Annotated in this window: 20 protein-coding genes; 13 read left to right on the top strand and 7 right to left on the bottom strand. The window is 64.1% G+C overall.

Features of this window, described 5'->3' with window-relative positions; translation table 11 throughout:
* The gene (locus C8348_RS15205) at positions 1-789 is read left to right on the top strand and encodes a heme ABC transporter ATP-binding protein (protein ID WP_106754258.1); all 789 of its coding nucleotides are present in this window, start codon (positions 1-3) and stop codon (positions 787-789) included.
* 93 nt (positions 790-882) lie between these two features.
* Positions 883-1,098, top strand: coding sequence for a hypothetical protein (locus tag C8348_RS15200; RefSeq protein WP_157950442.1), 216 nt, complete (start codon positions 883-885; stop codon positions 1,096-1,098).
* Positions 1,099-1,111: 13 nt separating this feature from the next.
* Here the strand turns inward: C8348_RS15200 and C8348_RS15195 are convergent, their stop codons facing one another.
* Entirely contained in the window at positions 1,112-2,338 is a 1,227-nt protein-coding gene (locus C8348_RS15195; protein ID WP_106754206.1) for a PQQ-dependent sugar dehydrogenase, read from the bottom strand.
* Between the two features lie 156 nt (positions 2,339-2,494).
* The gene (locus C8348_RS15190) at positions 2,495-3,598 is read right to left on the bottom strand and encodes an HD-GYP domain-containing protein (protein WP_157950441.1); all 1,104 of its coding nucleotides are present in this window, start codon (positions 3,596-3,598) and stop codon (positions 2,495-2,497) included.
* Positions 3,599-3,874: 276 nt separating this feature from the next.
* Between C8348_RS15190 and C8348_RS15185 the strand changes: the two genes are divergently transcribed.
* The 6 genes from C8348_RS15185 (at position 3,875) to arsJ (ending at position 9,473) form a co-directional block, all read left to right on the top strand.
* Positions 3,875-4,687: an alpha/beta fold hydrolase gene (locus C8348_RS15185; RefSeq protein ID WP_106754257.1), complete on the top strand. Its 813-nt coding sequence runs from the start codon at positions 3,875-3,877 to the stop codon at positions 4,685-4,687.
* A gap of 81 nt (positions 4,688-4,768) precedes the next feature.
* Complete coding sequence (locus tag C8348_RS15180) at positions 4,769-5,092, top strand: ArsR/SmtB family transcription factor (protein WP_106754204.1); 324 nt, start codon at positions 4,769-4,771, stop codon at positions 5,090-5,092.
* A complete protein-coding gene (arsB, locus tag C8348_RS15175; RefSeq protein ID WP_106754203.1) occupies positions 5,089-6,111 on the top strand; it encodes an ACR3 family arsenite efflux transporter in 1,023 nt (340 codons plus the stop codon). The genes C8348_RS15180 and arsB overlap by 4 nt, the downstream gene beginning before the upstream one ends.
* Before the next feature lie 107 nt (positions 6,112-6,218).
* Positions 6,219-7,085, top strand: coding sequence for an arsenate reductase/protein-tyrosine-phosphatase family protein (locus C8348_RS15170; protein WP_106754202.1), 867 nt, complete (start codon positions 6,219-6,221; stop codon positions 7,083-7,085).
* A 121-nt stretch (positions 7,086-7,206) separates the two neighbouring features.
* Positions 7,207-8,217: an ArsJ-associated glyceraldehyde-3-phosphate dehydrogenase gene (locus C8348_RS15165; RefSeq protein ID WP_106754201.1), complete on the top strand. Its 1,011-nt coding sequence runs from the start codon at positions 7,207-7,209 to the stop codon at positions 8,215-8,217.
* The gene (arsJ, locus tag C8348_RS15160) at positions 8,214-9,473 is read left to right on the top strand and encodes an organoarsenical effux MFS transporter ArsJ (RefSeq protein ID WP_106754200.1); all 1,260 of its coding nucleotides are present in this window, start codon (positions 8,214-8,216) and stop codon (positions 9,471-9,473) included. The genes C8348_RS15165 and arsJ overlap by 4 nt, the downstream gene beginning before the upstream one ends.
* A gap of 7 nt (positions 9,474-9,480) precedes the next feature.
* Here arsJ and C8348_RS15155 read toward each other — a convergent pair whose 3' ends face one another.
* Positions 9,481-9,771 (bottom strand): PilZ domain-containing protein, encoded by a 291-nt coding sequence (locus C8348_RS15155; RefSeq protein WP_106754199.1) that lies wholly within the window; start codon positions 9,769-9,771, stop codon positions 9,481-9,483.
* Positions 9,772-9,910: 139 nt separating this feature from the next.
* Between C8348_RS15155 and C8348_RS15150 the strand changes: the two genes are divergently transcribed.
* The 5 genes from C8348_RS15150 (at position 9,911) to C8348_RS15130 (ending at position 15,049) form a co-directional block, all read left to right on the top strand.
* Positions 9,911-10,489: an NnrU family protein gene (locus C8348_RS15150; protein ID WP_106754198.1), complete on the top strand. Its 579-nt coding sequence runs from the start codon at positions 9,911-9,913 to the stop codon at positions 10,487-10,489.
* Positions 10,490-10,661: 172 nt separating this feature from the next.
* Positions 10,662-11,345: a tetratricopeptide repeat protein gene (locus tag C8348_RS15145; RefSeq protein ID WP_106754197.1), complete on the top strand. Its 684-nt coding sequence runs from the start codon at positions 10,662-10,664 to the stop codon at positions 11,343-11,345.
* Positions 11,345-12,697, top strand: coding sequence for an outer membrane protein assembly factor BamB family protein (locus tag C8348_RS15140; RefSeq protein ID WP_106754195.1), 1,353 nt, complete (start codon positions 11,345-11,347; stop codon positions 12,695-12,697). Before C8348_RS15145 ends, C8348_RS15140 begins: the two co-directional genes overlap by 1 nt.
* A 48-nt stretch (positions 12,698-12,745) precedes the next feature.
* On the top strand, positions 12,746-14,170 hold the full coding sequence (der, locus tag C8348_RS15135; RefSeq protein ID WP_106754193.1) for a ribosome biogenesis GTPase Der: 1,425 nt from the start codon (positions 12,746-12,748) through the stop codon (positions 14,168-14,170).
* An 87-nt stretch (positions 14,171-14,257) separates the two neighbouring features.
* On the top strand, positions 14,258-15,049 hold the full coding sequence (locus tag C8348_RS15130) for an inositol monophosphatase family protein (RefSeq protein ID WP_106754191.1): 792 nt from the start codon (positions 14,258-14,260) through the stop codon (positions 15,047-15,049).
* A gap of 72 nt (positions 15,050-15,121) precedes the next feature.
* Here the strand turns inward: C8348_RS15130 and C8348_RS15125 are convergent, their stop codons facing one another.
* From C8348_RS15125 to radA, 4 genes are all read right to left on the bottom strand, one after another.
* Positions 15,122-15,868: an SDR family NAD(P)-dependent oxidoreductase gene (locus C8348_RS15125; protein ID WP_106754190.1), complete on the bottom strand. Its 747-nt coding sequence runs from the start codon at positions 15,866-15,868 to the stop codon at positions 15,122-15,124.
* A gap of 22 nt (positions 15,869-15,890) precedes the next feature.
* A complete protein-coding gene (gene purF / locus C8348_RS15120; protein ID WP_106754188.1) occupies positions 15,891-17,393 on the bottom strand; it encodes an amidophosphoribosyltransferase in 1,503 nt (500 codons plus the stop codon).
* A gap of 50 nt (positions 17,394-17,443) precedes the next feature.
* A complete protein-coding gene (locus C8348_RS15115) occupies positions 17,444-18,079 on the bottom strand; it encodes a CvpA family protein (protein ID WP_106754186.1) in 636 nt (211 codons plus the stop codon).
* A gap of 110 nt (positions 18,080-18,189) precedes the next feature.
* Positions 18,190-19,626: a DNA repair protein RadA gene (gene radA / locus C8348_RS15110; RefSeq protein WP_106754185.1), complete on the bottom strand. Its 1,437-nt coding sequence runs from the start codon at positions 19,624-19,626 to the stop codon at positions 18,190-18,192.

The following is a 19,626-nucleotide window of genomic DNA, read 5'->3' as shown; positions in this document are numbered from 1 at the left end:
ATGAGCGAACTGGTGCTGGAACAGGTCAGCGTGCGCCTCGGCGGACGCGTGATCGTCGACGATCTGAGCTTTACCGCCCGGGCAGGCGAGGTGACCGCAATCATCGGGCCGAATGGCTCGGGCAAGAGCACGACGATGAAGGGGCTGTCCGGTGAGACCCGCTATCAGGGGCGCGCAAGGCTGAACGGGCGCGAGATCAACGAGACCCCAGCCGTCGAAATGGCCGGCTACCGCGCGGTGCTGCCGCAGCATGGCACGATCACCTTTCCCATGACGGTGAGCGAAGTGGTCAGCCTCGGCTTTCACGCAAGGCGGCGCGAACCGGCGTTGATTGGCGAGGCGCTGGCGCGGGTCGGGCTGGACGGGTTCGGCGGCCGGTTCTTTGAAACCTTGTCTGGCGGCGAACAACAGCGCACGCAGCTTGCCCGCGTGCTGGTGCAGATCTGGGAGCCGGTGCGGGGCGGAAAGCCGTGCTGGCTGTTTCTCGATGAACCGGTGTCGAGCCTCGACATCCACCACCAGATCCAGATCATGGATCTGGCCCATGCCTATGCCCGCGCCGGCGGCGGCGTTCTGGCGGTGATGCATGATCTCAACCTGACCGCGATGTATGCCAACCAGGTGGTTGCCCTGCGCGGCGGACGGTGCCTTGCCGCTGGTCCGACGCGGGAGACCTTGACGGGGCCGATCCTGTCGGCGGTCTATGGCTGTCCGCTGGCGGTCAACGAAGCCCCTCGCGATGACACGCCCTTCATCCTGCCGCATCTGGCGCGCAGCTCTGGCGCCTGAGCACTCGACCCGACAGGGACCTTGCACTTTCCGGCGGCCTCGTCCATTGCAGGACGGGGTCTACGGCCAAATGGGCCAGGGCGGGGGATCAGGATGCGCATGTACAGAGCAGTTGCCGCAGTGGCGCTTGTCGCGATGACCGGGGTGCTGCCGGGCTGTGCCGCCATCGCGGTTGGCGGTGCGGTGGTTTCAACGGCGGCAAGCGGCGTGACGACTGTTGCCAGCACGGCAGTCGGTGTGACCACAAGCGCCGCCGGTGTTGCTGTGGACGTGGTGACCCCGGGATCCAAGGAACCTCCGCGTCCTTGAGACCGTGCGCTGGTCAGTTTGCGGGTGCCATCCGGATCAGGCGGCCATCCTCGGCATCGGTGAGCAGATAAAGGTTGCCGTCCGGGCCACTGCGGACATCGCGGATGCGTTCGCCCAGATCCTCCAGCAGCCGTTCCTCGGCCACAACCTTGCCGTCCTTCACCTCAAGGCGGTTGAGATGGGTGCCGGCCAGCGCGCCGAGGAAAAGATCGCCCTGCCACTCGGGAAACCGTTTGCCGGAATAGAAAGCCATGCCGGACGGGGCGATGGAGGGCACGTAGATGTGGATGCCCTGTTCCATGCCCGGTTTTTCCGTGCCTTCTCCGATGCTGAAGCCGGAATAGGCGCGGCCATGGGTGATGACCGGCCAACCGTAATTGGCACCAGCTTTCAGCACGTTGATTTCGTCGCCGCCGCGCGGCCCGTGTTCATGGGCCCAGAGTGCGCCCTCCGGTGTTACGGTCAGGCCTTGCGGGTTACGGTTGCCGTAGGTGTAAATCTCCGGCAGGGCGTTCGGCTGGCCCAGGAACGGGTTGCCGGGAGCCGGCTGACCGTCGCGGGTGATGCGGATGACCTTGCCTGAGTGCAGCGACAGGTCCTGCGCCGTCTCATCGCTGCCATGGTCGCCAATGCTGGCATAGAGGAAGCCGTCCGGTCCAAAGGCGAGACGCGAGCCGAAGTGGCGGCCACTCGAGCCCTTGGTCTTTGCGGTGAACAGCACCGTGACATCGCGCAGGCCGCCGTCCACCAGCGTGGCACGGGCAATCGCTGTCGTGCCAAGGCGGCCCGAGGGAGCGGCGTAGGACAGATAGATCGTGCTGTTGCTGGAAAAGTCAGGGTCCAGAATCACATCCAGCAAGCCGCCCTGGCCGGTGTCATAGACAACCGGAACGCCATTCAGCGGCGCGCTGATATCGCCCTCGGGCGTGACAAGCCGCAAACGTCCAGCGCGCTCGGTGACGAGCATGCGGCCGTCGGGAAGGAAAGCCAGGGACCAAGGGTTCTCGAGCCCGGTTGCCACATCGCTCAAGGTGAAGCGCGCCTGCTGCGAGACAATGGTCTCCGCCTTTGCCATGCCCGTGAGGGCCAGAAGCGCAGCCAGGACCAGTCCGGCGCCGGTCAGCAGACCAAGCCGCAGCGTTTGCCGCTGCGAGGCCCTGGCCTCTTTCGCCAGCCGCTTTTTCTGACGCGTGGCAATGCTGGGATCCGTGGAAAACACAGGTTGGGGCGTGAGACGCATGGCGGGCCCTTTGCGGCTGACAGTCCACGCTGGCGTGGACACTTGCAACCGATATGGGGCGCTGCGGCGGGTGCGCAAGGCTTTGCCGGCGAAGGCTCACATCGTCGTGATCTGCAGGTCGGTCAGCTCAACCGGCACAGCGTCTTGACGTGACTGTCAGCCGAACGCGCTGGCCTTGCGCTTGACCGAGGCTGCCTTGTCGACCTCAAAGGCAACAGACCGGAAGGCCTTGAGCAGCGGCTGGTCAATCTTCTTGCCAAGGTCAACCAGCACGCCATAGGCCTGGCGCGGGCTGTAGGCAGGCTTGTAGGCGCGCTTCTCGATCAGTGCGGCGTAGATGTCGCAGATGGTCAGCATCCGCACGGCACGGCTGATCTCATCGCCCTTGAGCCCGTCCGGGTAGCCGCTGCCATCGAGATACTCATGGTGATGCACGGCAATATCGATGACGGCCTGCGACACATGCGGCTGGGCTTCGAGGATCTCGCGGGAGCGGACCGGATGCTGCCTGATGATCGCAAATTCTTCGTCGGTCAGTTTCGCCGGCTTGTCGAGGATCGACAGCGGGATATAGACCTTGCCGACATCATGCAGCAGCGCCGCAGCGCCCAGGAACGCCTGTTCCTCGCTGGACAGTCCGAGAGCTGACGAGAAGGCGAGGGCATAGCCGGTCACCAGCATCGAGTGGCAATAGGTGTGGCTGTGGTGCATCTGCACCGCAGAGATCCAGGCATCCATGCCATCCAGCCGGAAGGCGTCGAGCGTGTCGTCGACGGCGCGTGCCACCTGGGTCAGCGGCAGCAAGGTTTCGGTCACGACGGCTGTGGCGCATTCCCCCAGGGCCGCGCTCATGGCCTGGACCGAGCGGGCTGTCTGTTCCGGGGTGGATTTCGGCAGGTCTGCAAGGGCGTAGGACCCAAACAACTGGTCGATTTCGCGCAGCGCTTCCTTCGCCAGCCGGGTGCGCGACCAAACCCGGGTCAAACCCAGGGCGTCGGCCTGGATCTTGTCACGACGGCTGTCTCCCCGGGTGAGTCCGACGCTCACCGTCGAGCCGGATTTGGCGAGGGCCTCACGGACAGCGGACATTTCTTCATCCGTGCCATCAGCGATGTCGACGATCACCATATCCGCAGACTTGAGGTCAGCCTCGCCAACGTCACGGTGCTCGAAAATCTCGGCAGGATGCATCTGGCCGATGGTGTGCAGCAGGGCCGGACACTTTTCGAGATCCGTTACCAGCAGGACCAACCTAAACACAGCGCATTTCTCCCGACCTTCGATGCAATTCAAATTCACTGGCAACGCCTAAGCGAAGCTTAACCGCTTTCTCATGGCGGCAAGAACCGAAGTAGAATGGCATTGCATAATTTACGTAGGGTTATTCTAAGCATGAAAGTTTTACGTGACTGCCATGCGTCGCGCGCGCAGGTCGCCCCCCGGCCGCTTCCTCCTTTTGGACGGCTCGCCATTGCCACAGGAACGTGAAAAGGGGTCCGCTGGTCAATTGCCGGAGGAGAATGCCGGGTGGATGGAGTGCAGACCCTCGCAGATTTGCGCTGCAGCGTGGTGGACCACCTTGTTCCGACCGATCAAGGTTTCGTGTCTGTACGCCAGTGGCAGCCGCAGAACCATTCTCGAGCAGCAGGGGTGCCGATCATCCTGTTGCATGATTCCCTTGGATGCATTGACCTGTGGCGTGATCTTCCTGAACGGATTGCCCTTGCGATCGGCCGAAAGGTGATCGCCTATGACCGTATCGGGTTTGGCCGCTCCAGCCGATTGAATGAGCGTCCGCCTGCGAATTTCGTCACCCTTGATGCGACCGGGGAACTTGCCACCGTTCTTGATGCCCTGGGAATCGCGGAGTTTGTGGTTGTCGGGCATAGCGTCGGTGGCGGGATGGCGCTGGCGGCGGGGGCCGTGTTCGGCGCGCGGTGCCGCGCCGTGATCACCATCTCGGCGCAGAGCTTTCTGGAAGACCTGACCCGGGCCGGGATCCGCAAGGCCGCCGAGGACTTCGCCGATCCCCAGCTGAAAGCGCGGCTGGAGAAGTATCACGGCCCCCGCACGGACTGGGTGCTGGATGCCTGGATCGGATCCTGGCTGTCGCCGGCCTTTGACGACTGGTGTCTTGATGCGGAGATCGGGCGGATCACCTCGCCGGTGCTGACCATTCACGGCGCCCTGGATGAATATGGCTCGCCCGCACAGCCGCAACGCATCGCCCGGACAGCCAGGGTGCCGGTAAGCGCGCTGCTTCTGCCCGATGCCGGGCATTTTCCCCACCGCAGCCATGAGACACAGACGCTGAAGGCCATCATCGGTTTTCTGGCGCAGGTCCTGTAATCCCTGATCACGCGCAGGCCCCGCCGGGACTTGCTTCCGCTTGTTCTATCGTCTATCGACGATAAACGAAGCGAGGTGACAATGCCCGGTAGCAACGAACAGATCGCGGATCTGGCCAAGGCCCTTGGCCATCCGGCGCGTATCCGCATTGTCCGGCTGCTGATGGCAACGCCGGGATGCATCGGCGGGGACATCGTCAATGCCGTTGGACTGGCGCAATCGACCGTGTCCGAACACCTGCGCATCCTCAAGGCGGCCGGCATTATCAGCGGCGAGATCAGCGGCCCGAAGGTCTGCTACGCCTTGACGCCGGATGCCCTGGCGCCGCTCGCCGCCTTTATTGCTGCCCTGACACCGCCGACCGGGACCGGCTGCTGCCTGCCCGTTGCAGAGGAGAGATCATGAGCCTGTTCGAGCGTTGGCTGACCCTTTGGGTGGCTTTGTGCATTGTCGCCGGCATTGCGCTCGGCTGGTTGCTGCCGGACCTGTTCGCGGTGCTGGCAAAGCTGGAATATGCTTCGGTCAATCTTGTCGTTGCGGTGCTGATCTGGGCGATGGTCTACCCGATGATGATCGCCATCGACTTCACCTCCCTCAAAGCCGTCGGCAAGCGGCCCAAGGGGCTGGTCATTACCTTGGTGGTGAACTGGCTGATCAAGCCCTTCACCATGGCAGCGCTGGCGGTGCTGTTCTTCGATTATGCCTTTGCCGGCCTGATCGATCCGGCACGGGCCCCGGAGTACATCGCCGGCCTGATCCTGCTGGGTGCTGCGCCCTGCACCGCGATGGTGTTTGTCTGGTCGCAGATGACCAAGGGTGACCCGAACTACACGCTGGTGCAGGTCTCGGTGAATGACCTGGTGATGGTTATCGCCTTCGCGCCGATTGTGGCCTTCCTGCTCGGGGTGACGGAGATTTCCGTGCCGTGGGAAACGCTGGTGCTGTCGGTGGTGCTCTACATCGTCATTCCGCTGATCGCAGGCTGGCTGACGCGGCAGGCCTTGCTTGCCCGAGGCGGCGAGGGTGCTGTCAGCGACTTTACGTCCCGCATCAAGCCGGCCTCCATCGTCGGGCTGCTCCTGACCGTTGTGCTGCTGTTCGGGTTCCAGGGTCAGGTAATCCTCGCACAGCCGCTGCTGATCGGGCTGATTGCCGTGCCGATCCTGATCCAGTCCTATGCCATTTTCGCAGTCGGCTATGCCTGGGCCTTTGCCTGGCGTCTGCCGCACAAGGTGGCCGCGCCCTGTGCGCTGATCGGCACGTCCAACTTCTTTGAACTGGCGGTCGCAGTTGCCATCGGTCTGTTCGGGCTCAATTCCGGCGCTGCCCTTGCAACGGTGGTCGGGGTCCTGGTCGAAGTGCCGGTGATGCTGAGCCTTGTCGCCATCGCCAACCGCACGCGGGAGCGGTTTCCGGCAGCCTGACCCGTTCGCGTTCTTTTGCCTGTTCCTGTGCCTGTTCCTGGGTCGGGGGTGTCCCTGTCATCAAAACTTCACTGGACTGTGACAAACATTTCCTGCATTCAGGAAATATGGAAACAGAACGCGCTGCTCTTGCCTTTGCTGCACTTGGCCATGCCGGCCGCCTCGGTGTCTTTCGCCTGCTGATGCGGTTTGCGCCGCGCGGGGTGAGGCCGACCGAGATCGCGGACGCGCTCGGTCTGAAGCAGAACACGCTGTCTCACTATCTTTCGGACCTTTTGGCGTCCGGAATCATTCAGGTCGAGCGGCAAGGCCGCTCGCTGCTCTATTCGGTGAATCTCGAGGCGACCGAGGCCCTGATCGGCTATCTCGCGCTCGATGTCGGCAGGGCCCGGCCGGATCTTGTGGTGCCGCTTCTCCTCGCACAAAAGGATACTCCGCCTATGCGTGACACCGGTTTCAACGTGCTGTTCATCTGCTCGGGCAACTCTGCCCGCTCGATCTTTGCCGAAGCGCTGCTGCGCGATCTGGGCAAGGGCCGGTTCAATGCCTATTCGGGCGGGACCCGCGCAGGCTCCGAACTCAATCCCTTCGCGATCGAAGTGCTGCAGCGCAACGGCCATGACACGAGCGGATTGCGATCCAAGCAGATCACCGAATTCCAGCAGCCGGGTGCCCCGGTGATGGATTTCGTGTTCACCGTCTGTGACACCGCCGCTGCCGAGGAATGCCCGCCATGGATGGGCCAGCCGATCACCGGTCACTGGGGCCTGCCGGATCCGGTCAAGGCGACAGGCAGCGATGCCGAAAAGGCGGTTGTGTTTTCCCAGACCTATGGCGCCCTGCGCCGGCGCATCGCGATCTTCGTCGAACTGCCCTTTGCCTCGCTCAATCGCCTCGCCCTGCAGGCCCGGATAGATGACATCGCTGGCGATGGACTTGCCGGGGATGCAGCCGCTGCCGAGAGCGGTTCCTGACGCACGGCTCTTACGATGGATCGCCCCGCGACCTGAGTGCAACGGCGCTGGTCTGCGCCACCCGATCTCCGGTGAAGTTCCTCATCGGGGTCGGGCCTGATTTCCTGAAAGGTTGACTGACATGCCGCGTATCGCCCTGAACGGCCTTGGCCGCATTGGCAAGCTTGTCCTGCGGGACCTCATCGACAGCGGGGCAGGGGGCGATATTGTCCTCCTGAATGATCCGGTCGGGGATGCGGAGCAGCACGCGCTGCTGATGGAATTCGACAGCGTGCACGGACGTTGGCGCACCCCGGTGAGCCATCAGGACGGGGCGCTGATGCTGGACGGCAAGACGATCCGCCTGAGCCATGAAAAGACCATCGAGGCGCTGCCGCTGGCGGAACTCGGCGTGGACATCGTCATCGACTGCACCGGTGTCTTCAAGACGGGCGCCAAGGTCGCGCCTTACTACGAGGCCGGGGTTAAGAAGGTGGTGGTCAGCGCGCCTGTGAAGGATGGCGGGGCCCTGAACCTTGTTTATGGCGTCAATCACCATCTGTATCAGCCGGCCGAGCACAGCCTGATCACGGCAGCGTCCTGCACCACCAATTGTCTGGCGCCGGTGGTGAAAGTGATCCATGAGGCCATCGGCATCCGGCATGGCTCGATCACGACGATCCATGATGTCACCAACACGCAGACCATCGTCGATCGTCCGGCCAAGGACATGCGTCGCGCCCGGTCTGCGCTGATGAACCTGATCCCGACGACCACGGGTTCGGCCACGGCCATCACCCTGATCTATCCGGAGCTCAAGGGCCGGCTCAATGGCCACGCGGTGCGTGTGCCACTGCTCAATGCCTCGATCACCGACTGCGTGTTTGAAGTGGAGCGGGAAACAACGGCAGAGGAAGTGAACGCCCTGTTCAAGGCCGCTGCGGATGGTCCGCTCAAGGGCATCCTCGGCTATGAGACACGCGCACTGGTCTCGACGGACTTCGTCAATGACCCACGCTCGTCCATTGTCGATGCCCAGTCGACCATGGTGATCAACGGGACGCAGGTGAAGATCTACGCCTGGTATGACAACGAGTGGGGCTATGCCTGCCGCCTGGCCGACATCACCCGCATGGTCGCAGGTGCGCTATGACGGACGCTGTAACCCCTGCCAATCCGCTGCGCGCCTATGCCGCCGTGACGGCGGCCTACTGGGCCTTCATGCTGTCCGACGGCGCCCTGCGCATGCTGGTGCTGCTGCATTTCAATACCCTGGGTTTCTCTCCAATCCAGCTTGCCTGGCTGTTCCTGCTCTATGAAATCGCCGGGATCGTCACAAACCTTGCGGCCGGCTGGCTGGCCGCGCGCTTCGGGTTGGCAGCGACGCTCTATGGTGGTTTGGCGCTGCAGATCGCGGCGCTGGTGGCGTTGTCGCAGCTTGACCCTGCCTGGGGAATAGCCGCCTCCGTCGCCTTCGTCATGGCGGTCCAGGGCGTGTCCGGTGTGGCCAAGGATCTGGCCAAGATGTCCTCCAAGTCGGCAGTCAAGCTGCTGGCGCCGAAAGAGGACGGGGGCCTGTTCCGCTGGGTCGCGGCTCTGACCGGATCAAAGAACGCGGTCAAGGGCCTCGGCTTCTTCCTTGGAGCCGCGCTGCTGGCGCTCGCCGGGTTCCAGAGCGCCGTGTGGGGCATGGCAGCGGTGCTCACTGTCATCCTCACCGCTGTCGTCCTGTTCCTGCCGGCCGGCCTGCCGGGCCGGATGAAGTCGGACGAGGCCTGGGGCGGCTGGCGCTCGAAGGACAGCCGGGTAAACCGGCTGTCGCTGGCACGCCTGTTCCTGTTCGGCGCGCGCGACGTCTGGTTCGTGGTCGGGATCCCGGTCTATTTCCAGATGATCCTGTCCGATGGCACCCCTGACGGCCGGCGCGAGGCGTTCTTCCTCATCGGTGGTTTCCTGGCGCTGTGGATCATCGCCTATGGCGTTGTGCAGGGCTTTGCCCCGCGCATCCTTGGCGGCAAGGGCCAGCCGGAAGAGGCCACGGTGCGCAAGGCGATCTTCTGGGCCGGAGCCCTAGTGCCGATCCCCTTTGTCCTGGCCGCTGCTGCCTGGGTGGCAGGTGCGCCGGCACTGTGGCTGACCGTCATGCTGGTGGCTGGCCTTCTGCTGTTCGGCTTTGTCTTTGCCATCAACTCGTCGGTCCACTCCTACCTGATCCTCGCTTTTGGCGATGCAGGCCGGATCACCCGCGATGTCGGGTTCTACTACATGGCCAATGCTGCCGGCCGGCTGACCGGGACGTTGTTGTCCGGCCTCAGTTTCCAGTTCGGCGGCCTGCCGCTGTGCCTCGCCACCGCTGGTTTGATGGCTTTGGCAAGCTGGATTGCGGCGCGGCGTCTGGCCGCGGCGTAATCCGGGACTAGTGACCGGCGTGGTGCCCCGGTGCGGGGATCGGCTCCGCAGGGCCGGCAAAGGCCACGCCGATCTGGTTCGCCGTGCGCCAGACGACCTTGGCCGGACGGCGGCTGTGCTCCGAATCGATGTAGAGCAGGAACGTCTCCGGCACGTCGTGGGTGCTGGGAACGTTGAGCAGGACCCCGCCATCCGACGTGTTGCGGATCACGCAGTCATAAACCCGTGTTCCATTGTGGAAGACAATGCGGGCAGACTTCAGGGTGCGCCGTCGCGGGGCGCTGCGGCGTTCATCCACGGCAACCTCCAGCCTGTCAGGACAGGGCTACCCAAGGATAGCGCTGCGGTGTGAAACAAACCTTGCACTGATCCTGTAAAAGCAGCCACATGAGGCAGGAAATCAGGCCGGACGCGCGGCCTGATGAGGGAGATCCGGAATGTTGTACCTGATCGCAGGGCTTGTCCTGTTTTTCGGCTGTCATGGTGTGACCATGAAACGCGATCTGCGCGCCCGTCTGATCGGGCGACTGGGGGAGGGTGGCTACAAGGGGCTGTACAGCCTCGTGTCGGCAGCCGGCCTTGCCCTGATGATTTACGGCTATGGCGAAGCCCGCTTCGAGGGCGCGCCGCTTGTCTATGAGGCCCCGACCTGGCTGCGGCATGTGGCCCTTCTGCTGCTGGTTCCTGTTTTCGTGTTCCTGATTGCCGCCTATGTTCCGGGCCGGATCAAGACAACCTTGAAACACCCGATGCTGGTGGCCGTAAAGCTCTGGGCATTCGCCCATCTTCTGGCAAACGGAGACCTCGCCTCCGTGCTGCTGTTCGGCAGTTTCCTCGCCTATGCGGTGATCGACCGGATTTCGGTGAAGCGGCGGGCAGTCGGTGGTGGGAGCGGTGCCCCTTCTATCCAGCTCGGTGCTGCCGGTGACATCATTGCCGTGGTGGGTGGTCTTGCGCTTTATGGCCTGTTCGTCTGGAAGCTGCATCTGTGGCTGTTTGGCGTGTCGCCAATGTGAGCGATTCTCGTCGCCCCTGCAGATGGCCGCCTCACTTCAGCCATCAAGTCCTTGAAAACAGCTGAAGACGGACGTTTGCCACAGCGCAGGTGACACTGTAATGTGGCGCCGCGCCGTGCGGGCTTCGTTTCGCGCCGCTCACGCTCAGACAGTTTTCAGGAACCTGGCTCGTATGTCCGACATTTTCCGCGAAGTCGACGAGGATATCCGTCACGAAAAATACCGTCGCCTTTGGGACAGGTTCGGCATCTATGTCATCGGCCTTGCCCTGCTGGTGGTGCTAGGCACCGGCGGCTATCGCGGCTGGCTCTATTGGCAGGAACAGCAGGCGCAACTCTCCGGCGACACATTCCTGCAGGCCGTCAGTCTTGCCAATGACGGCAAGAGCGAAGAGGCGCAGGCCCTGTTCGAAAGCCTGACCGGGGCGACCGGCGGCTATCCCGTGCTGGCGCGCCTGCGCGCGGCAACGGATCTGGCCAGCCAGGGCAAGGAGGCCGAGGCAATCGAGCGCTTCGACGCCATTGCAGCTGACACCTCTGTCGACAGGCTGATGCGCGATCTGGCTGCGGTTCGGGCCGGTTATCTGGCCATGGACAGCGCCGACTACACCGCACTCAGCGCAAGGCTGGAGCCGGTTGCGGCGGCAGATGGCAATGCCTGGCGGTTTGCCGCACGGGAAATCCTGGCTTTCAGCGCCTGGAAGTCCGGCGACCTGACCGCGGCCCAGACATGGGTCGACAGGATCTCCGGTGATCCGCTTGCCCCGCGTGACATCACCGGGCGCATCGGCCTTCTCAATGATCTGATCCGCGCGGCGACGGGCAAAACCTCCGCCGGCGAGGGAGTAAGCAACTGATGCAGCGCCCGCGTTCCCCGCGTCTTACCGCCATTGCCAGCCTCACCGTCCTCCTGGCGGCCTTGCAGGGCTGCAGCTCGGTGTCGGAGTATACCGACGCGATCAACCCTTTCTCGGAAAGGGAGAAGATCCTGCCCGGCGACCGCAAGCCGGTGTTCGCCGAAGCCGATCCGCTGGCCTCGCCGTCCGGCAAGTCGGCCAGCATCGGCTCAGCCACCGGTGGCCAGAGCTGGCCGCAGGCCGGTGGCCCGGAAAGCAATGACCCGGGCAATGTCTCGGTGTCTGTCAGCGGGCAGCGCGCCTGGCGCGCCTCGATCGGTAGCGCCGGTGGCGGTCTGACATCCTCGGGCCTGCGCGCAGCCGCCCGTCCCGTCTCCGATGGCAGCCGGCTCTTCGTCTACAAACCAAGCGGCGAGGTGATTGCCTTCTCGACCGGTGGCGCGCGTGCCTGGACCCGCGACCTTCGTCCCGAAACGGAAGGCGATGTAGCCGCTGGCGGCGGCGTGGCGGTTGCCAATGGCCGTGTGTTCGCGGCGACCGGTTACCGCAAGTTTGCCGCCCTTGATGCGGGCTCCGGCCAGGTATTGTGGTCGATCGACCTCAGCGCCCCGGCGCGCGGCGCACCGGGTGTCGGCGGAGGCTATGTCTTCGTCGTGACCCAGCGCAATGAAGTCTATGCCATCAAGCAGGACGACGGCACGGTGGCCTGGACCTACTCCGGCATCGATGAATCCGCCGGTTTGCTCTCGGCCTCATCGCCGGCTGTTGTCGGCGGCACGGTGGTGGTGCCCTTCTCCTCCGGCGAGATCATGGCGATCGATATCAAGAAGGGTGAGCCGATCTGGGCCGAGGGCGTTGCCCGCGCCTTCCGCACCCTGACCCTGTCGACCATCGCCGATGTCTCGGCCAGCCCGGTGGTTGCCGGCGGTACGGTCTATGCGACCGGCGTTGCCGGACGCACCATTGCGGCCTCTCTGAAGACCGGTCAGGTAGAATGGGAACAGGACATCGGCAGCGTGCATACGCCCGTTGTCTCGGGTTCGGCGATGTTCATGGTCACGCTCGATGACCGGGTCGTCGCGCTGGATCGCAAGACCGGCCAGATCCTGTGGCGCGCTGACCTGCCGCAGCTTGAAAACAAGAAGAAGCGACGCAACTGGGCCGGTCCCGTGCTCGCAAACGGCACTTTGGTCGCTTTCTCGAACGATGGACGCATCGCACTGGTTGACGCGGCGTCCGGAAACGTGCAGAGCGTGAGGGATGTCCAGACCAATGTGTTCGTGACGCCGATCGTGGCCGGTGGCCGCGTCATCGTGCTTGAAGGCGATAGCGGTCTGGCGGCCTTCAACTGATAAAAAAGAAACGGCACCGCGATGGCGGCTGCCGGCAGGAGATGCAATTTGGGTGCGACCGTCGCCATTATCGGCCGGCCGAACGTGGGCAAGTCAACGCTGTTCAACCGGCTCGTCGGCAAGCGCCTGGCGCTCGTTGATGACACTCCCGGGGTGACGCGTGACCGGCGGCCCGGTGATGCCCGCCTCGGTGATCTTCGGTTTACCGTCATCGACACGGCTGGGCTTGAAGACGCGGATGCGGCGAGCCTCGAGGGCCGCATGCGCGCGCAGACCGAGGAAGCGATTGCAGAAGCCGATGTGGTGTTGTTCGTCATCGACGCACGCGCCGGCGTGACGCCACTTGACGCGCATTTCGCTGCCGTCGCGCGCAAGACCGACACGCCGGTGATCCTGCTTGCCAACAAGGCAGAAGGCCGCGCCGGCGAGGGTGGCCTCTATGAGGCCTTCTCGCTTGGCCTTGGCCAGCCGATCCCGGTGTCGGCCGAGCATGGCGAAGGTCTTGCCGATCTCTACGAAGCCCTGTTGCCCTTTGTCGAGCGAGTCGAGGAAGAAGAGCAGGCGGCAGCCGATGAGGCGCGCATCGCCATTGAACTCGACGAGGAAGGCCAGGATCTGGTTCCCGAAGAGCCGGTCGGCACCAAGGAACGCCCACTGCGGGTGGCCATCGTGGGGCGCCCGAATGCCGGCAAGTCGACACTGATCAACCGCATGCTTGGCGAGGAGCGGATGTTGACCGGTCCGGAAGCCGGGATCACGCGCGATTCCATCTCCGTCGACTGGATGTGGCGCGATCATCATATCAAACTTTTCGATACGGCCGGCATCCGCCGCAAGGCGCGCGTGCAGGAGAAGCTGGAAAAGCTCTCCGTCGCCGATGCGCTGCGCGCGATCAAGTTTGCCGAAGTCGTGGTCGTGGCGCTGGACGCCACGAACTCTTTCGAAAAGCAGGATCTGCAGATCATCGAACTGTGTGCCCGCGAGGGCCGTGCGGTGGTGATCGCCATCAACAAGTGGGATCTGATCGAGGACCGGGAAGCGGCCTGGCAGGCGATCCGCGATGCGCAGGAACGCTACCTGAACCAGATCCGCGGCGTCATGATCTGCACCCTGTCGGGCCTGCAGGGCCAGGGCATTGACCGGCTGATGGAAGCTGTGCTCGGCGCCTATGATATCTGGAACAGCCGTATCTCGACAGCGCGGCTCAACCGCTGGCTCACCGGGATCCTGGCGCACCATCCGCCTCCGGCCGTGCAGGGGCGCCGGGTCAAGCTGCGCTACATGACGCAGGCCAAGACCCGTCCGCCGCATTTCATCGTGTTCAGTTCCCGTCCTGAGGAACTGCCGGAGAGCTACACGCGCTACCTGACCAACAACCTGCGCAAGAAGTTCGAGATGCCCGGCACGCCGATCCGGCTGTCCTACCGCAAGGGGGACAATCCCTATGCGGCCCGGGCAAAACAACACCGCTGATGTTTCAGCCCGGGGCAGTGATGCCCCGGGTTTTGTATGCCCGCCGATATTTCCGTTTTCCCGTATTCTAGTGCCAGGAGGTCTGTCATGGCTGGTTCGCGCCTGGAATTTGCCCTTGCGCTGGCCGAGCGCGCCGGTGCGCTTGGTCTTGAGTATTTCCGCCGCCTCGAAACCCTGACCGTCACGGCCAAGGGACATCAGGATCTGGTGTCCGAGGCTGACCGCGACGTCGAAACGCTGGTCCGCGCGGCCTTGGCCGAAGCCTATCCCGAGGACGGCATCGTCGGCGAGGAACATGGCCGGCTGGCCGGCACCTCCGGCTACACCTGGGTGATCGATCCGATTGATGGTACGGCGAATTTTGTCGCCGGCATTCCGCAGTGGTGCGTGGTCATCGCCTGCGTCAAGGAGGGTCAGACGGTGATTGGCATCACCTATGATCCGGTTGCACGCGAGATGTTCCATGCCGAGCGTGGCTCCGGCACCTTCGTCAATGGGCGGCCGGTGAAAGTGTCGTCCAGCGACAGTCTCGGTCGCGGCTCGGTCGGTGTCGGTTTCAGCGGGCGGAGCCACGCCTGCGGTGCCGTCCAGGTGATCGACGCGCTGGTGGCCAAGGGCGGCGTGTTCTTCCGCAATGCGTCCGGCGGCTTGATGCTGGCCTATGTCGCCTCGGGACGGCTGATCGGCTATTGCGAGGCGCATATGAACGCCTGGGATTGCCTGGCAGGTCTCCTGATGATCGAGGAAGCCGGCGGCTTTGCCGTGGCCTATGATGCCGAAGCCGCCTTGACCGATGGCGTGCGCGTCATCGCCGGCGGCAAGGGCATCGAGGCCGACCTTATCGCGATCTGCGACGCGTCGTTCCCCAAGGTTGCCTGAGGCCAGATCGGAATCCAGACAAGAAAGCCGGGGCATGCCCTGGCTTTCTTGCTTTCAAACACCAGTGTCGCGTCAGACGACGAGCGGGACGAAGTCCTTGAACATGCCGGACGGGCGATCAAACAGGCGGCCGGTGTCGATAAAGTCCGGACGCAGCATGGCGATGATCTGAGGTGCCACTTCGGACGGATGCGGCAGGGTGTCCGGATCCTCGCCCGGCATCGCCTTGGCCCGCATGGCGGTGCGCATGGCGCCGGGGTTGAGCAGATTGACACGGACGGTGCCCGACTGGGTTTCGGCGGCGTAAGTCCGGACCAGCGCTTCAAGCGCTGCCTTGGAGGCTGAATAGACGCCCCAGAACGGCTTGCACTTGTGGGCGGCGCTGGAAGTCAGGAACACGGCGCGGCCCGCATCCGATTGGCGCAGCAGAGGGTCCAGCGAGCGGATCAGGCGCCAGTTGGCGGTGACATTCAGCGCCATCACCTTGTCGAAGGTCTTGATGTCGATATGGCCGAGCGGCGACAGACCGCCGAGCATGCCGGCATTCCCAACCAGCATGTCCAGCTTGCCCCAGCGCTCAAAGATCGCAGCGCCGAGACGGTCGATGCCGTCGTAGTCCATCAGGTCCAGCGGCACGAGAGTGGCGCTGCCGCCGAGCCCCTTGATCTCATCATCGAGATCTTCCAGGCCACCGACAGTGCGCGCCAGGGCGATCACATGCACGCCTTCGGCGGCAAGCGCCTTGGCAAGATGATAGCCGATGCCACGCGAGGCGCCGGTTACGACGGCGACGCGGCCTTGAAGTTGAGTATCTGTCATTCGTACTGGATCCCGTTACGGACTACCGGATTTCAACAAGCCGCGGCGGCTTGCGGAACTCGACGTCATCCGCAAGATCGGTCAGCGGGGTCGGATAGTCGCCGGTGAAGCAATGGTCGGTGAACTGCGGGTTGGCGCTGTCGCGTCCCTCATAGCCCATCGCTTTATAGATACCCTCGACAGACAGGAAGGCCAGACTGTCGGCACCGATGAAGGCGCACATCTCGTCGAGATTATAGCGCGCGGCGAGAAGCTTCTCGCGTACCGGCGTATCGATGCCGTAGTAGTCAGAATACCGGATCGGCGGGCTGGCGAGGCGGAAATGCACTTCCCGGGCGCCGGCATCGCGGATCATCTGCACGATCTTCACCGATGTCGTGCCACGCACGAGGCTGTCATCGATCAGGGTCACGCGCTTGCCCTCGATCTGGGCGCGGTTGGCCGAGTGCTTCAGCTTGACGCCGAGCGTGCGGATCGACTGGGTCGGCTCGATGAAGGTGCGGCCAACGTAGTGATTGCGGATGATGCCGAGTTCGAAGGGAACGCCGGATTCCTGGCTGTAGCCGATGGCAGCGGGTACGCCACTGTCGGGAACAGGAACGACGACATCGCTTTCGACATGCGACTCGCGCGCCAGCTGACGGCCCATCTCGCGGCGTACGTCATAGACCGAGCGGCCGCCAACGACGGAATCGGGCCTTGCGAAATAGACGTATTCAAAGATGCAGGGCCGCGCCGGACGGCGGCCGAACGGGAAGTAGCTCTCAATGCCGGAGGTGGTGCAGACGATGACTTCGCCGTTCTCCACTTCGCGGATGAAGCGCGCGCCGATGATGTCGAGGGCGCAGGTCTCGGAGGCGAGGATCGGCGCGCCGTTCAGGTCGCCCAGCACAAGCGGACGGATGCCGAGCGGGTCGCGGGCACCGATCAGCTTCTTGCGCGTCAGGGCCACCAGCGAGTAGGCGCCTTCCATCTGCTGGATGGCTTCGATGAAGCGGTCGACGATCTTCGGCTGACGGCTGCGGGCGACGAGCTGCAGCACCACTTCCGAATCCGACGTCGACTGGCAGATGGCTCCGTCGCGGATCAGCTGGCGGCGCAGGGTCAGCGCATTGGTGAAGTTGCCGTTGTGGCAGATGGCAAAGCCGCCGCCATCCAGTTCGGCAAACAGCGGCTGCACGTTGCGCAGGATCGGTTCGCCCGTGGTGGAATAGCGCACATGGCCGACTGCGGCCGAACCAGGCAGGCGCGAGATCGTGTTGGCGCTGGAGAAATGGTCGCCGACGAGGCCGAGATGCCGCTCGGCGCGGAACTGGTCGTTCTCGTCATAGGTGACGATGCCGGCCGCTTCCTGGCCGCGGTGCTGCAGGGCGTGCAGGCCAAGCGCCGTCAGGGCGGCGGCATCTTCATGCCCTAGAACGCCGAACACGCCGCATTCTTCGCGCAGCGTGTCGCCGTAGAGGTCGTCGGTCTGGTCAATAGCGTCTTTCGACACCTGGTCCGGGTGATGGGATGTTCCGGTCATGGCGATGTCCTCAGCTCTTTACAGGCCGGGCGGACCCGGCCCAACCTGGCTTAGTTTCCGGTGCCACCGGTGGTCAGTTGCTCGATGCCCTGGCGTTCAGCCGGGGAGTAGCCTGTGTTCTCATTGCCCGTCGCCGGGACTGTCCCGGAGGCAGACGCAGGCGAGGCGCCCTGGCCCGAGCGTATCCGGTTGAGAATAGCAGCTTCCGGGTCTTCCGGCAGCGCCGCAACGAGGCGGTCGCCGATATGGACGAGGAGATCACGTGACTTGGCCTGGGCAACCCAGGTCGGCTGACGCTCTGGGGCGACGAACCAGTTGAAGAACAGCATCGCCACTACCACCAGCAGCAGGCCACGGGCCGCGCCAAAGACGAAGCCGAGCGTGCGGTCGAGTGCCCCGATGCGGCTGTCCAGCACGAAATCCGAAATCCGCATGGTGATGTAGCTGACGATGATCAAGGTCAGCAGGAACACGCCGGCGACAGACGCGCCAAGGGCGACATATTCGTTGCTGATATACTGGCGCGCGAAGGGCAGCACATGTCCGTAAAGCATGTAGGCGCTGGCAGCTGCCGCCACCCAGGAGGCGATCGACAGCACCTCGCGGACAAAGCCGCGCACCATCGCCAGCACAGCCGAGATAAGCATGATGACGATAAGGATTCCGTCCAGAAGCGTGATCGGCATTGCTCGGTCTTGTCCTCATGTCCCGCGCGGCGCACCGGACATAAGCCGGTTGTGCCCTGCGCGCAAGGTGCAGGTCAAATTCCGTTCCGGCTAAGTGCTTTTTCCGCAGCTCAGCCGGCACTCCGGCCCGGTGTCCGGGCCGCTTCCCTGGTCGGCGCATCGCCCTTGCGGGCCGCACCGGCGGTGATCCTTGCTATGAAGGCTGCAAGATCCTGGACACCGTCCGCTGCAATCTCCGCCTTGCCGCCGTCCTTGACGGTGCCTTGCGGACAGATCGCGCGGTCAAAGCCGAGTTTCTGCGCCTCTTTCAGCCGGGCCTGTCCCTGCGCGACCGGTCGGATCGCCCCGGACAGGCTGACCTCGCCGAAATAGACGCAATTGGCCGGCAGGGCAAGGCCGCTGAGGGAGGAGACAAGCGCTGCGGCCACGGCAAGGTCGGCGCCGGGTTCGTTGATGCGCAGGCCGCCGGCGACGTTGAGATAAACGTCATGCTGGGAAAAGCGGACGCCGCAGCGCGCTTCCAGCACGGCCAGGATCATCGACAGGCGGGCGCTGTCCCAGCCAATCACCGCCCGGCGCGGCGTACCGAGGGAGGAGGGAGCCACCAGCGCTTGGATCTCGATCAGCAGCGGACGCGAGCCTTCCAGACCGGCGAATACGACGGACCCGGGCGAGTTGGTGGCGCGGTCGCCGAGGAATAGCGCCGACGGGTTGGCGACTTCCTGCAGGCCGGCCCCGGTCATCTCGAAGACGCCGATCTCATCCGTGGCACCGAAGCGGTTCTTCACCGAGCGCAGGATGCGGTACTGGTGCGCGCCGTCTCCCTCGAAATAGAGCACGGCGTCGACCATGTGTTCAACGACGCGGGGGCCGGCGATCTGGCCGTCCTTGGTGACATGACCGACGAGGACCATCGCCGTGCCGGATTTTTTCGCATAGCGCACCATGGCCTGCGCCGAGGCTCGCACTTGTGTGACCGTGCCCGGGGGCGAATCGGCCTGTTCGGTCCAGAGCGTCTGCACCGAATCGAGGATCAGCAGGGCAGGGGGCGGACCAGCTTCAAGCGTTGCGAGAATATCCTCGACGCTGGTTTCGGCGGCAAGCGCAACAGGGGCCTCAGACAGGCCCAGCCGTTCGGCGCGCAGGCGCACCTGGTCGACGGCCTCTTCGCCCGAAATATAGACCGAGCGCAGGCCCTTGTTGGCCAGCGCTGCGGAGGCCTGGATCAGCAGGGTCGACTTGCCGATGCCCGGATCACCGCCCACCAGCAGGGCCGAGCCGCGTACGAACCCGCCACCGGTGACCCGGTCGAGTTCCTTGATGCCGCTCTGGAAGCGCGGGGCTTCCTTGGCCTCGCCCGACAGGCCGACGAGCGGCACGACACGGCCCTTGGCGGGCTTGCCCTTGGCCGGCCCGCCGCCAATGCCGCTGCCAGTCTGTTCCTCGACAATCGAGTTCCATTCGCCGCAAGCATCACAGCGGCCGGCCCAGCGGGTGCTGACCGCGCCACAGGACTGGCACAGGAATGTGGTTGAGCGGCGCGCCAT

Origin of the sequence: Pannonibacter carbonis (assembly GCF_003012935.1) — a bacterium.
Classification (GTDB): Bacteria; Pseudomonadota; Alphaproteobacteria; order Rhizobiales; family Stappiaceae; genus Pannonibacter; species Pannonibacter carbonis.
Note: the sequence above shows the minus strand (reverse complement) of the source record. Positions and strands in the feature narration are given on the sequence as shown.